The organism is Janthinobacterium sp. UMAB-60, assembly GCF_900095235.1.
GTDB lineage: Bacteria > Pseudomonadota > Gammaproteobacteria > Burkholderiales > Burkholderiaceae_D > Janthinobacterium.
The window spans coordinates 221,758-236,442 of record NZ_LT607491.1 but is presented as its reverse complement, the minus strand read 5'-3'; the positions used below and the strand labels follow the sequence as shown (position 1 = coordinate 236,442).

Here is a 14,685-nt window from a genome sequence, read left to right as displayed (position 1 = left end):
ACAGGGTGGGGGGGAAAGGGGAGCGGGGCGGGCATGGGGGGCGTGACGGTCGTGAATGGAGAAGTCTTGAATCTAAATGGGAATTGTTCTCATTTTAGCGAGGAAGGATGTTTTGTGCAATGAGGCCTTGGCTAGTCCATCCATTCCGGCCAGCCGCGGCACGCTTTTGGTGCATTTTTTACCCGTGCGTCTGGCACGGCTCTTGCTGGCTAAAGGACAGGGGCGCGCGGCTTGCGCAGGGAATGGTCAGCGGTATTTCGCAAAGTTAAGCAAGGATGCGGGTATGACAGAGGGAAAGGGCGCAAGCGCCCAGGTGATGCGATCAGTACATCCGGAAAAACAGACGATACGCATCGGCTACCTGCCGCTGGCCGATTGCGCCTCGCTGGTGATGGCGTCGAAGCTGGGTCTCGATGAAAAATACGGTATCAAGATCGAACTGAGCCGCGAGATGTCGTGGGCCGGCGTGCGCGACAAATTGCATAACGGCGAACTCGACGCGGCCCACGTGTTGTATGGTCTCGTGTATGGCGTGCAGATGGGCATCGGCGGGCAACAGCGCGACATGGCCGTGCTGATGAACCTGAATCACAGCGGCCAGGCCGTGACCCTGTCGGCGGCGTTGGCGCGCGAGGGCGCCCACGATGGCGATTCGCTGGCGCGGCATATCCGGGCTGCATCGCGGCCGTTTGCGTTCGCGCATACTTTCCCGACCGGCAACCACGCGATGCTGCTGCAATACTGGCTGGCCGCGCATGGCATCGATCCGCTGCGCGACGCGCGCGTGATGACGGTGCCGCCGTCGCAGATGGTGGCGGCCTTGCGTGCGGGCCAGATGGATGGCTTTTGCGCGGGCGAACCGTGGGGCTACAAGGCCATCGTCGATGGCGTGGGCGTGACGGCCGCCAGCAGCGGCGCCATCTGGCCCGATCATCCGGGCAAGGTGCTGGGCACCAGCGCCGCGTTTGCGCGCCAGCATCCGAACAGCTGTCGCGCCCTGATCGCCGCTGTGCTCGAGGCGGGCCGCTGGATCGACGCCAGCGATAGCAACCGGCTGGCCATGGCGGCCACCCTGGCCGAGCCTGCTTACCTGAACACGCCGCAGGAAATGCTGGCGCCGCGCATCCTCGGCCATTATCAGGATGGCCTGGGCAAGACCTGGGACGAGGCGCACGGCTTGAAGTTCTACGGCGCTGGCACCGTCAATTTTCCGTATCTGTCCGACGGCATGTGGTTCATGACCCAGCACCGGCGCTGGGGCTTGCTGCGTGACGAACCCGATTACCTGGTGGTGGCAAGGCAAGTCAACCGCATCGACCTGTACCGGCAGGCGGCGGAAATGACGGCCACGCCCGTACCAAAGGCCCCCATGCGCAGCTCGACCCTGTGCGACGGCGTCGTGTGGGACGGCAGCGCGCCGGAAGCGTACGCGGCATCGTTTGCCATCGGCCATTTTTTCTGATTGGAGAGTGCATCATGGCGCAATGTGGAAGCGTGACCCTGGTGGGCGCCGGTCCCGGCGACCCGGACCTGTTGACCCTGAAAGCGGTGAAGGCCATCGCGCGGGCCGATGTAGTGCTGATCGACGACCTCGTCAACCCGGCCATCCTCGCGCATGCGGCGCCTGGCGTGCGCGTGGTCGAGGTGGGCAAGCGGGGCGGCTGCGCGTCCACGCCGCAAGCGTTCATCGAGCGCCTGATGCTGGCCGAAGCGCGCGCCGGCCTGCACGTGGTGCGCCTGAAAGGGGGCGATCCCTGCCTGTTCGGACGCGGCGGCGAAGAGCGCGCCTATTTGCGCAGCCACGGCGTGGCCGTCGAGGTCATACCCGGCATCAGCAGCGGCCTGGCCGCGCCGGCCAGCATCGGCGTGCCGCTGACGCACCGCGGCTGGAGCCAGGGTGCGATTTTCGTCACGGGCCACGGCAAGGATAGCGCGTCCGAGCCGAACTGGACGGCATTGGCGCAAAGCAAGCTCACCCTCGTCATCTACATGGGCGTGGCCAGGGTGGCGGCCATCCAGGCCGGCTTGCTGGCCGGCGGCATGGCGCCCGGCACGCCTGTGGCCGTGGTGCAATCGGCCAGCTTGCCGGCCCAGCGCCAGTTGCTGAGCACTTTGCAGGATGTGCCCGCCGACTTGCAGGCCAGCGGCCTGGGCAGTCCCAGCATCATCGTCGTGGGCGAGGTGGTGCGCTGCGCCGATGCCTGGGATGAGCATGGTGCCAGCGCCTTGCTGGCTTAAGCACCAGGTGTTTTCCAGTGCAACCATCATGCGCGCTTTTTTTCTTGCACAAGCGCGTCGGGCGTGAGCTTTGATAGTATCCTCGTGCTTGCTGGGTGGCCGGAGTGCCGCACATTCGAGGAAACCGGAATAAGCGATCGACAATGCACACTTTGAGCAAGGGCGGGGCGGGATCAGGCATCAGAATCTGGGCGGGCGGCCTGCTGCTGGCCTTGGCGGTGGGCGGCGCCCTGTATGCGGGCGCGGTGCGCACGGTCAATGACGACGCCGAACAGCGTTTCGACAACCTCACGCACGGTGCCCAGCATAGCCTGGCCACGCGCGTAAAAAGCTATTCCGATCTGCTGCGCGGGCTCGAAGCGCTGTTTCGCACCAGCGAGCAGCTGACGCGCCGCCAGTTCCACGATTACGTGGCCGGCCTCGATATCGCGCGCCAGTTCCCCGCCATCGAATCGGTCAACTACGCGGCGGCCGTCCCGTCGGCGCAGCGCGCCGCCTTCATCGAGGCCGTGCGCAAAGACACCAGCCTGGCGCCTCGCGGCTATCCCGCTTTCACCATCCGCCCGCCCGGCGAGCGGCCCGAATACACGGTGCTCACTTACCTGGAGCCCGATTCGCTGCTGTCTGAACGCATGGGCGTCGATATCGGCGCTAGCCCGCTGGTGGCACAGGCCCTGGCGCAGGCGCGCGACAGCGGCGAAGTCAGCGCCTCGGGGCAGGTGATCATGATCAAGGGACCGCCCGCGCATGTGGGCCTGGGCATGCGCTTGCCCGTGTACCGCAATGGCATGCCGCAAGGCAGCGTGGCCGAGCGCCGCGCCGCCTACCAGGGCTCCGTGGGCATCGGCTTTGGCGTGACACAGCTGGTGCACAGCGCGCTCGAACGCAGCGCCCTGGAACCGCTGCACCTGATCCTGTACAGCGCGGTCGAACCTCTGCCGGCTCAAGGCGTCCTGCGCATCGCGCCGCAGGACCGTCTGCTGTTCAACGATGACGGCGACCTGGCGGCAACGCCGCCGCAAGCGGGCGGCGATGCCGCGTATTTCGACCAGGTGCTGCCCATCGTGTATCAGGGGGGCGTATGGAAAGCCCATTTCCGCGTGCGCAAGGCGGAGCTGTACAGTCCCTTTGACCGCTATTTCCCGTGGCTGGCGCTGGCCGTCGGCGTGGCCGGCACCCTGCTCGTTTATGGCTACATCTTTACCCTGTACCGTTCGCGCCGCAACGCGGTGGCGCAGCGCACCCTGCTCGATACGGTGCTCGACAGCGTCGATGCCTACGTCTACATGAAGGATGCCGACCTGCGCTACCGCTACGTGAATGCGCGCACGGCGAAGATACTGGGCCGCTCGGCGGAGCAGTTGATCGGCCGCCAGGATGGCGAGTTGATGCTCGGCGATGCGGCCGCCGCCGCCCAGCTGACCGAACGCCAGGTGTTCGACAGCGGCGCCAAGTTCGTCGGCGAAGAGCGCTTCGTCGATGCGCAGGGCCAGGTGCATCACCTGTGGAGCGTGAAGGTGCCGCTGGGCTTGCCCGGTCCCGTCACGGGCCTGATCGGCCTGTCCACCGACGTGACGGAACTGCACCGCCTGAAGGAGCAGGCCGACGCGGCCAGCCAGGCCAAGAGCGACTTCCTGTCGAACATGAGCCATGAAATCCGCACGCCGATGAACAGCATCATCGGCATGGCGCACCTTGCGCTGAAATCGGTGGCCGATGCGCGCCAGCGCGATTATCTGCAAAAAATCTTCCATTCGGGCCAGCATTTGCTGGGCCTGATCAACGACATCCTCGATTTCTCCAAGATCGAGGCGGGCAAGCTGGAACTGGAAGTGCTGGACTTCCGCCTCGACACCCTGCTGGCGAACATCGCCAGCCAGCTCGGCGACGCGGCCGCCGTCAAGGGCCTGGCGCTGCAGTTCGATATCGCGGCCGAGCTGCCGCAGCGCTGGCGCGGCGACCCGCTGCGCCTGGAACAGGTCTTGCTGAACCTGACCAGCAACGCCATCAAGTTTTCCGACAATGGCAGCATCTTCGTGCGCGTGCGCCAGTCCGAGGAGCGCGGCAGCCACAGCATGCTGCGCTTCGAGGTGCAGGACCGGGGCATCGGCATGAAGCAGGAAGAGGTGGCGCAGCTGTTCCGCTCCTTCCATCAGGCCGACCCGTCGACCACGCGCAAGTATGGCGGCAGCGGCCTGGGGCTGGTGATCAGCAAGCAGCTGGTCGAACTCATGGGCGGCAAGGTGGGCGTGTACAGCCAGCCGGGCCTGGGCAGCACCTTCTGGTTCACGGCGCGCCTGGAGAAAAGCGCGCAAGCGGGCGATGAGCGCATCGCCGAAATCGAGCCCGAAGTCCTGGGCGTGATCCGTGGCGCATCCATCCTGCTGGTGGAAGATAACGTCTTCAGCCAGCAGGTGGGCTGCGAATTGCTGGAAGATGCCGGCGCCACCGTCTGCGTCGCCTGCAATGGCCGCGAAGCGCTGGAATTGTTGTCCCACCAGCGCTATGACTGCGTGCTGATGGACGTGCAGATGCCGGAGATGGATGGCTTCGAGGCGACGCGCCGCATCCGCGCCGACCCCAGGCTCAGCGGCCTGCTGGTGATCGCCATGACGGCCAATGCGGGCAGCGAAGACCGCGCCCGTTGCCTGGCGGCCGGCATGGATGAATTCGTGACCAAGCCGATCGCCCCGAATCTGCTGTTTCACCTGCTGGCGAAATGGTTCCGCGTACGTGGCGGCATCGGCAGCCATGGCCATGCGCGCGTGGGCGACAGGCTGGCGGCGCTGCCGAAAGCGCCGCCGTCGGCCGCCTCGCCGGACTTGCGCGACATGGCCATCCTCGATCTGGCCACCCTGGCGCTCACGTTCAGCAATGACGCCGTGAAGATGCGCAAATACACCCAGCTGTTTCTCGATACGGCGCGTGACGGCATCGCCGAAATGGAGCAGGCCATGGCGCTGGAAGACCTGGGGCGCCTGGCCGACCTGGGGCACCGTAGCAAATCGTCGGCGCTGGCCGTGGGTGCCCATGCCTTCGCCAGCCTGTGCATGTCGATCGAAGGCTTGCGCCTGGGCGGCGACCTGCAGCAGGCGCGCGCCTTGCTGGCGGCCCTGCGGCCGGCGCTGGCGCAGGTGGCAGAACAAATTTCTGTGGAATTTGCCGCCAGCGACGCCCCCTGACGCAGGCAGCGGCGATAATATGCCTTTGACGTCCCTGGTCACCCGGCCAGAGACGCGGCAACCCATCGGATCAGCATGCATACTCCCGTCACGCCCGGCCTTCTCATCCTGCATGGCAACCAGCTGGAACAGCTGCGCGCCGCCGTCTTCCAGTGGCTGCGCCAGCATCCGCTGGCACCGCTGGAAACGGATATCTTTCTGGTGCAGTCGAACGGCGTGGCCGAATGGCTGAAGATCGCCCTGGCCGAGGAGATGGGGGTGTGCGCCGCCACGCGCATCGCTCTGCCGGCGCGCCTGCTGTGGGAAAGCTACCGCGGCATGCTGGGGCGCGAACGGGTGCCGCGCGTGTCGCCGTTCGATAAATCGCCGCTGACCTGGCGTTTGATGCGTCTATTGCCGTCGCTGCTGGCCGATCCGGTGTTTGCGCCGCTGCGCTACTTCCTTGCCGATGGCGATTGTGAACGTCGGCTGCAGCTGGCCGAGCGCCTGGCCGATCTGTTCGACCAGTACCAGGTCTACCGCGCCGACTGGCTGGCCGACTGGGCTGCCGGGCGCGACATGCTCCGCACGGCGCGCGGTGAAGCTATCGTCCTGAAGGAAGACCAGCGCTGGCAGGCGCAGTTGTGGCGCGCCGTGGCGGCCGACGTGGAACCGTTTGAGCGCGACACGGGCCGCGCCGACATCCACGACGCCTTTTTGGCGGCGATCGCCGCCGGCGATGCGCCTGTCGGCAAGCTGCCGCGCAGGGTGGTGCTGTTTGGCGTGTCGGCCCTGCCATACCAGACCTTGCAGGCGCTGGCCGCGCTGGCGCGCCACACGCAGGTGGTGCTGGCCGTGCCCAATCCGTGCCAGTTTTACTGGGGCGACATCATCGACGGGCGCGACTTGCTGCGCGCGGAAAACAAGCGCCAGCGGCAGCGCAACGGCACCGACCTGGCGCAAATTCCGCTGGAAGAACTGCATGCGCACAGCCATCCGCTGCTGGCCAGCTGGGGCAGGCAAGGGCGCGACTTCATCAGCATGCTCGACGAATTCGACGAACACGCGCAAGCCGAGGGGCGCGACGACAGCCTGCGCATCGACCTGTTTGGCGAGGAAACGGGCGAAACCCTGCTGCAGCAGGTGCAGGTGGCCATCCGCGAACTGCGCCCGCTGGCCGAACACGAACAGACACCGCCCGATGCAGGCGACCGCTCGATCGAATTTCACGTGGCGCACAGCGTGCAGCGCGAAGTGGAAGTGCTGCACGACCAGCTGCTGGCCATGTTCGCGCACAGCGCCGTAACGGGCTTGCGTCCGCGCGACGTGGTGGTGATGGTGCCCGACATCGACACGTTTACGGCCGCCATCCACGCCGTCTTCGGCCAGTACCGGCGCAACGACGAGCGTTTCATCCCGTTCGAGATCGGCGACGTGAAGGACCGCAGCGTCAATCCGCTGCTCGTCGCGCTCGAGTGGCTGCTGCAGCTGCCGCAGCAGCGCTGCCGCCAGAGCGAAGTGCGCGACCTGCTCGACGTGCCGGCGCTGGCGGCACGTTTCGGCCTGCAGCCGGACGACCTGGCCACCCTGGGTGCCTGGATCGAAGGGGCGGGCGTGCGCTGGGGCCTGGACCAGGCGCACCGCGCCGGCCTGGGGCTGGGCGCGGCCGGGGAACAGAATGCGTGGATTTTCGGTGTGCGGCGCATGCTGCTCGGCTATGCCAGCGGCAGTGGCGCCAGCTTTGGCGGCATCGAGCCGTATGCGGAAGTGGGCGGCCTCGATGCGGCGCTGGCGGGCTCGCTGGCGCAGCTGGTCGAGGCGTTGCTGCACTGGCGCAGCGTGCTGGCCGGCGCGCACACGCCCGCCGAATGGGGCGTGCAGGCGCGCGCGCTGCTGGCCGCCTTCTTTGATGCCGACGACGAAGGCGACCGCCTGACCCTGGCGCAGCTGGAAGGCGCCTTGCAGGGCTGGCTGGAAACCTGCGAGCATGCGGGTTTTGTCGAGCAGGTGCCGCTGTCCGTGCTGCGCGTGGCGTGGCTGGGCGCGCTCGACGAGCCGACCCTGAACCATCAATTCGTCTCCGGCGGCGTGACTTTCTGCACGCTGATGCCGATGCGCGCCGTGCCGTTCCGCGTCGTGTGCCTGCTGGGCATGAACGATGGCGATTTTCCACGCCGCGCGCAAAAGGCCGATTTCGACTTGCTGGCGCTGCCCGGCATGGCGCGCCCGGGCGACCGCTCGCGCCGCGACGATGACCGCTACCTGATGCTCGAAGCCTTGCTGGCCGCGCGCGACAAGCTGTATGTGAGCTGGGTGGGGCGCAATGTGCGCGACAATTCCGAGCAGCCGCCGTCCGTGCTGGTGTCGCAGCTGCGCGACTACCTGGCCGCCGGCTGGTCGCTGGACCGGCACCTTGTATCGCTGACCACCGAGCATGCGCTGCAGCCGTTCAGCCGCCGCTATTTCGAGGCCGATGGCTTGCTGACCTACGCGCGCGAATGGCGCGTAGTCCATACTGATGCCGATGCGGCGGACGCGGACGCGCAGGCCGCCGTGCTGCCGCTGGGCCCCTACGAGCTCGATCCCGGCACGCGCCTGAAGCTGGGCGAGCTGGCCAGCTTCCTGCGCCAGCCCGTCAAGTACTTTTTCCGCCGCCGCCTGAGCGTGTATTTCGCCGATGCGGCCATGCTGGGCGAGGATGAAGAGCCGTTCGGCCTGAACGCGCTCGAACGCTATCTGCTGGAAGACACCATGCTGGACGACGGCGGCGCCGTCGAAGCGCTGGACGACGTGCGCGCCAGCCTGGAAGCGCGCGCGCAGAAACTGGCGCGCGAAGGCGTGCTGCCCATCGGCCTGATCGGCCGGCAGGTGCAGGCGCAGCTGGTCGAGGCGCTGGTGCCCGTGCGCAGCGCGTGGCTGTCGCTGCGCGCCTCGTTCCCGCTGGCGGCCGACAAGCGCGCCATCAATTTGCCGTTCGGCGAAGTGCAGATCGACGACTGGCTCGATAAATTGTGCAGCAACGGGCAGGAGACGGCCTGGCTGATGCAGATTTCCTCGAAGGTGACGGACAAGGGCGGTCAGGCGCGCGGCGACAAGCTGATGCTGATGTGGCTGCGCCAGCTGGCCGCCGCCGCCCTCGGCTTTCCCGTCACCGGCTATCTGGTGGCGCGCGACGCCATCGTCAGCATGGCGCCACTCGACCCGGCCACGTCGCGCGATGCGCTGGCCACCTTGCTGGCGCTGTGGCGCGAAGGCATGAACCATCCGTTGCCCACGGCGTGCAAGACGGGCCTGGCGCTGGTGCAGCAGGGCGACCCGCGCGCCGTCTACGATGGCGGTTTTGAACTGTCTGGCGAGCGCGATGAACTGTGCCTGGCGCGCCTGTGGCCCGAGTTTTCCGCGCTGGCGCTTGAGGAAGCATGGGAAGACTGCACGCGCGAATTGTATGGCCCGCTGGCCGACTGGCTGCAACAACACATTACGATCGACCCGATCAGCGCGCCCGATGACGGCGCGGGAGAAGAACAATGACGAGCCATCTGCTCAACCCCCTGGCGTTCCCGCTGCACGGCTCGCGCCTGATCGAAGCCTCGGCCGGCACGGGCAAGACCTGGACCATCGCCGCGCTGTACGTGCGCCTCGTGCTGGGACACGGCGACGACGACAGCCGCTTTACGCGTCCCCTGCTGCCGGCCGACATTTTGGTGATGACGTTTACCCGCGCGGCCACGCGCGAATTGTCGAACCGCGTGCGCGAGCGCCTGATCGAGGCCGCCGCATATTTCCGCCACGAATCTGGCATTGAATCCGGCGGCGGCGATCCTTTCCTCGACGCCTTGCTGGAATCCTATCCTGACGAGAGCGAGCGGCAAAAGGCCGCGCACCGCTTGATGCTGGCCGCCGAGACGATGGATGAAGCGGCGATTTTCACCATCGACGCCTGGTGCCAGCGCATGCTGCGCGAGCACGCGTTCGACAGCGGCAGCCTGTTCGACGAAGAACTGGTCAGCGACGAGCAAGCCCTGTTCGAGGATGCGGCCCACGATTACTGGCGCCAGCAAGTCTATCCCTTGCCGCCGCAGGCGCTCGACGTGCTGCTGGCCTGCTGGCCCGACGTGGGGGCGCTGAAGAAAGGCGCGCGCGAGCTGGCGCGCCGCGCGGACATCATGCGCATGGCGGACGAAGAACCTTTATCGACCCTGATCGCGCGCGAACAGCGGGCGCTGGCCGCGCAGCTGGCCACCCTGAAGGCGGGCTGGGTCGAGCGCACGGAGCAGATGGCGACCTGGATCAACGACCACCGCGCCGCCAATCCCAAGTGTTTTAACGGCGTCAAGATGAAGCCGGAGAACCTGGCGAAGTGGTTCGACGGCTTGCGGCGCTGGGCACAGGACCCGCTGTTGCTGCTGCCGGCCATCACGGCCAAGGCGTGGGAGCGTTTGACGCCGTTCGGCATCGAGGATGCGTTTGCCAAGAGTTTCACGGCCCAGGTGCCCGAGTGCTTCGAGCATACCGAGGCGCTGGGAATCGCCCTGGCGGGAATTACACCGCTGGGGCACAAGCTGCACCTGCATGCGGCGGCGGCCATCGCGCGGCGCATGGATCAGCTAAAACGCCAGTCGCGCCAGTTCGGCTTTGCCGACATGCTGCAGCGATTGCACGACGCGCTGGCCGGCGAAAACGGCGCGGCCCTGCGCCAGCGCATCATCGACCAGTATCCGCTGGCGATGGTCGACGAATTCCAGGATACGGCGCCGGCGCAGTACCAGATCTTCAATTCGCTGTACCGGATTGCCGACAACGATCCGGCGCTGGGCCTGTTCCTGATCGGCGACCCGAAACAGTCGATCTATGGCTTTCGCGGCGCCGATATCCAGAGCTACCTGGCGGCACGGCGCGCCACCACGGGCCGCCACTACCAGCTGGGCACCAACTACCGCTCGACGGCGCAGCTGGTGGCGGCCGTCAACCAGCTGTTCCTGCACGCCGAGCGCGACGAAGTGCCGGCCGGCGCCTTCCGCTACCGCAAAAACGGCGAGAATCCGCTGCCGTTCGAAGCCGTCGACGCCAAGGGCCGCGACGAGTATCTGGTGAACGCCGGCGGCCCGCTGCCGGCGCTGCTGGCCGCCTGCGCCAGCGATGCAGGGCTGCGCGGCGACAGCTACCGCGAGTACTTTGCGCAGCATTGCGCCGAGCACATCGTCGCCATGCTGGGCGATGCGCAAGCCGGTTTTGCCGGTCCCGACGGTTTCATGCGCCTGCAGCCGGCCGATGTCGCCGTGCTCGTGCGCGACCGCAAGGAAGCGGCGGCCATCCGCCGCGCGCTGGCGCGCCGCCGGGTCGCCAGCGTGTATTTGTCCGACAAGGATTCCGTCGTCGACAGCGAAGAGGCGCAAGACGTGCTGCGCTGGCTGGCGGCGCTGGCCAACCCGCTTGACGGCGGACTGGCGCGCGCCGCGCTTGCCACGCGCACCATCGGCCTGTCGCTGGGCGAGCTGGCGCGCCTGTCGAGCGACGAACTGGAATGGGAGCGCCGGGTCGAGCAACTGAAGGCCCTGCATTTGATCTGGCAGCGCCAGGGCGTGCTGGCCATGCTGCGCCGCTTCATCCACGAACTGCAATTGCCCGCCATGCTGCTGCAGCAGACGGGCGGCGAGCGGCGCTTGACGAATCTGCTGCACCTGGCCGAACTGCTGCAATCGGCCAGCCGCCAGCTCGATGGCGAGCAGGCGCTGATACGCTGGCTGGCCGAGCAGATCGCCGGCGAAGGCGAGGGCGGCGACGAGCGCGTGCTGCGCCTGGAAAGCGATGCGGAGCTGGTGAAAGTCATCACCGTGCACAAGTCCAAGGGCCTCGAATACGCGCTCGTGTATTTGCCGTTTGCCGTGACGGCGCGCAAGGTGGATAAACGCAACCGCAGCTTCTTCGACTATGCGGATGAAAAAGGCGAACGCCGCCTCGACCTGTCCTTGTCCGACGAGGCCATGGCGGCGGTCGAGGAAGCGCGCATCGAGGAAGACTTGCGCCTGCTGTACGTGGCGCTGACGCGCGCGCGCCATTTCCTGTGGCTGGGCGTGGCCGCCCAGGCGGCGCGCAAGGCGGGCGAGAATACCCTGCACGAATCGGCGCTCGGCTACCTGCTGACGGGCGGCGACAAGCTGCCGGCGGAGCAGCTGCTGCTGCGCTGGCAGCAGGTGGCGGGCGATTGCGACGCCATCTACGTGAGCTCCCTGGCGCAGCCCGACGCCTGCACGGTGCTCGACCGGGTCGAGCGTCGTCCCGAACTGCGTCCCGCGCCCGTGTTCGCGGGCGAGTTCGAGCGCGACTGGTCGGTGGGCAGCTTTACCTCGCTGACGCGCCAGATCGGCGCCGTGGCGGCCGCGCACGTGCCGCAGCGGGCGCTGGAAGAGACCTTGCTGGAAGATGGTACGGGCGTGCCGGCCGCGTCGCCGCTGCAGACGGGCGACGCGCCATGGCACCGCTTCCCGCGCGGTTCCGTGCCCGGAAACTTCCTGCACGAGCAGCTCGAGTGGATGGGCGGCGAAGGTTTTGACAGCGTCCACGAGGCCAATTTCGACACGCGCCTGGCGGCGCGCTGCGAGCGGGCGGGCTGGGGCCACCGCCAGGACGACGCCATCGCCTGGCTCAGGGAAATCGCCGTCACGCCGCTGCCGCTGCTCGATGCGTCGCTGTCGCAGCTCGATAGCACCCTGTCCGAGATGGAGTTCTGGTTCCCCAGCGAGCATTTGTCCACCGCAGCGCTCGACCAGTTGTGCACGCGCTTGCTGTTGGGCGGCGCGCCGCGTCCCGCGCTGCCGCGGCGCCAGCTGCACGGCATGCTCAAAGGCTTTGCCGACCTGGTCATCGAACGGGAGGGCCGCTACTGGGTGCTCGACTACAAGTCGAATGCGCTGGGCGCCAACGACGGCGCCTATCACACGGCCGCGCTGGCGGCCGGCATGGCGCAGCACCGCTACGATATCCAGGGCGCGATCTACATGCTGGCCCTGCACCGGCTGCTGAAAAGCCGGCTCGGCGACGCCTACGACCCGGCCGAGCACCTGGGCGGCGCCATCTTCCTGTTCCTGCGCGGCATAGCGAATGCGGACACGCACGGCTGCTACTGGCTGGCGCCGCAGCTGGAACTGCTGGACGGCCTCGATCAATTATTATCAGAAGAAGCGGAACATCATGCAGCATAGTGAGCAAATGAATGCCTTGTTCAGCCACATCGACGGCGTTGCCGGGGCGGGCCATCTGCGCCGCCTGAGCGCCGCCTTTGCCCGCTTCATCGCCAGCCTGGACGAGCAGGCGCCGCATGCGCCCGCCGTGGCCGTCGCGTGCGTCGTGCTGTCCGAGCTGGAGGGGCGGGGCCACAGCTGCCTGATGCTGGCGGACCTGGCCAGCGAACCGTCGCAGCTGCTGGGCTGGAGCGAGGAGCTGTGGCATGCCGTGCTGGCCGTTGCCGGCCCGCTGCCCGCATCGCTTGACGGCTGGCGCGCGCTGCTGGCCGGCGCGCCGCAGGTGTGGCGGGTCGGTGCGCCCGATGTGAAACAGCCGCTGGTGCTCGACGGCGACCGCCTGTATCTGCGCCGTTACTGGCGCGACGAGACACTGGTCGGTGAAAAGATCGCCGTGCGCGCGCAGGATTTGACTGATCCGCCGCTGGCGCAGGTGCGGCATTGGCTCGACATCCTGTTCGACCAGCCCACGCAGGACGCTGGCCCGGACTGGCAAAAGGTGGCGTGCGCCATCGCCCTGCGCGGCAAGGTGGCCATCATCACGGGCGGTCCGGGCACGGGCAAGACGTACACGGTGGCCAGTTTGCTTACCTTGCTGTTTGCCGTCTCGCCGCAGCCGGAGCAGCTGCGCATCGCGCTGGCCGCGCCGACGGGCAAGGCGGCCGCGCGCTTGAAACAGTCGATCGACAAGGCCTTGAGCGGCCTGGCGGACAAGGTCGGGGAAGCCTTGCCGCTGCTGGAACTGGCGCGGCGCATGGGCGCGGCGCGCACCCTGCATAGTTTGCTGGGCGCGCGGCCCGATACGCGCGCCTTTGCCCACCATGCGGGCAATCCGCTCGACGTCGACGTGCTGATCGTCGACGAAGCGTCGATGGTGCACCTGGAGATGATGGCCTCGGTGCTCGATGCCTTGCCGCCCACGGCGATTCTGATCCTGCTGGGCGACAAGGATCAATTGGCGTCGGTGGAAGCGGGCGCCGTGCTGGGCGACTTGTGCCACGATGCGCAGGCGGGCGGCTACACGGCGGACACCATCGCGTATGCGCAGGCGGCCAGCGGCGTGGCCATTCCGCCTGACTTTGCAGGTGGCGCCGGCGCGCTGGCGCAGCAGACGGTGATGCTGCGCCACAGTCACCGTTTCAGCGGCCCGATCGGCGAGCTGGCGCTGGCCGTGAATGGCGGCAGGCCCGATCTGGCCAGGGCGTGTTTCGCCGGCGACAGCGGCGGCCAGCTGGCGTGGAGCGTGCCGGCGCAGCAGGAAGACGTGCTGCGCCTGGCCTTGCGCGGGCGCGCGGAAGCGCCCGGCGGCTATCAGCCCTACCTGGCGCTGGTGAACGCGGGCGAGGCGGCGTACGCGCGGCATGACGACTGGGTGCGCGCCGTGTTGCACGCCTTTGAAGCGTTCCGCATCCTGTGCGCCGTGCGCGAAGGCGAGTGGGGCGTGGCCGGCTTGAACACGGCCATCGAGCTGCGGCTGGAAAAGGAAGGCTGGATACGCCGCAGCGAATGGTATGTGGGCCGTCCCGTGATGGTCACGCGTAACGACTACGGCACGGGCGTGTTCAATGGCGACATCGGCCTGACCCTGCGCGACCCGGCGCGGCCGGGGTCATTGCGCGTGTATTTTTTGGAAGGCGAGAACGTGCGCAGCGTGCTGGCCACGCGCTTGCGCCACGTGGAAACGGCGTTCGCCATGACGGTGCACAAGTCGCAGGGCTCGGAATTTCGCCACACGGTGCTGGTGCTGCCGCAGGAGGGCGGCGCCATGCTGGCGCGCGAACTGGTCTACACGGGCATCACGCGCGCGCGCGACTTCTTTACCCTCGTCTCGCCCACGCAGGCCGTGCTGTTCGACGCGATTCTGCGCCGCACGCAGCGCGCCAGCGGCTTGAGAGGGCTGATCGGCTGACGGTTTGACCGGGCTCTGCAGGTTTCCACATAGAAATATATGTGTTGTATTCCGAATATTGATGATAATTGTTCCGATTTTTGTGTGAGAATACTTTCGTAGAGAAAGTGGTGCAAAAGCACTGTTTTTTGCCACT

Annotated in this window: 6 protein-coding genes; all 6 read left to right on the top strand. The window is 67.2% G+C overall.

All coding sequences use genetic code 11. The annotated features are described in order from the left end of the window. Positions 1 to 283: 283 nt before the first annotated feature. The 6 genes from K0F86_RS17385 (at position 284) to recD (ending at position 14,549) form a co-directional block, all read left to right on the top strand. Entirely contained in the window at positions 284 to 1,462 is a 1,179-nt protein-coding gene (locus K0F86_RS17385; protein WP_219135561.1) for a CmpA/NrtA family ABC transporter substrate-binding protein, read from the top strand. Positions 1,463 to 1,476: 14 nt separating this feature from the next. Then, positions 1,477 to 2,238, top strand: a complete 762-nt coding sequence (gene cobA / locus K0F86_RS17380) for a uroporphyrinogen-III C-methyltransferase (RefSeq protein WP_219135560.1) — start codon at positions 1,477 to 1,479, stop codon at positions 2,236 to 2,238. A gap of 143 nt (positions 2,239 to 2,381) precedes the next feature. Continuing rightward, a complete protein-coding gene (locus tag K0F86_RS17375) occupies positions 2,382 to 5,420 on the top strand; it encodes a CHASE domain-containing protein (protein WP_219135559.1) in 3,039 nt (1,012 codons plus the stop codon). 75 nt (positions 5,421 to 5,495) lie between these two features. Continuing rightward, positions 5,496 to 8,930 carry an exodeoxyribonuclease V subunit gamma gene (gene recC / locus K0F86_RS17370; protein WP_219135558.1) on the top strand — a complete coding sequence of 1,145 codons (3,435 nt, stop codon included), beginning with the start codon at positions 5,496 to 5,498 and terminating at the stop codon, positions 8,928 to 8,930. Further along, a complete protein-coding gene (gene recB / locus K0F86_RS17365; RefSeq protein WP_219135557.1) occupies positions 8,927 to 12,601 on the top strand; it encodes an exodeoxyribonuclease V subunit beta in 3,675 nt (1,224 codons plus the stop codon). The genes recC and recB overlap by 4 nt, the downstream gene beginning before the upstream one ends. After that, positions 12,591 to 14,549, top strand: coding sequence for an exodeoxyribonuclease V subunit alpha (recD, locus tag K0F86_RS17360; protein WP_219135556.1), 1,959 nt, complete (start codon positions 12,591 to 12,593; stop codon positions 14,547 to 14,549). Before recB ends, recD begins: the two co-directional genes overlap by 11 nt. The last annotated feature ends 136 nt before the right edge of the window (positions 14,550 to 14,685 follow it).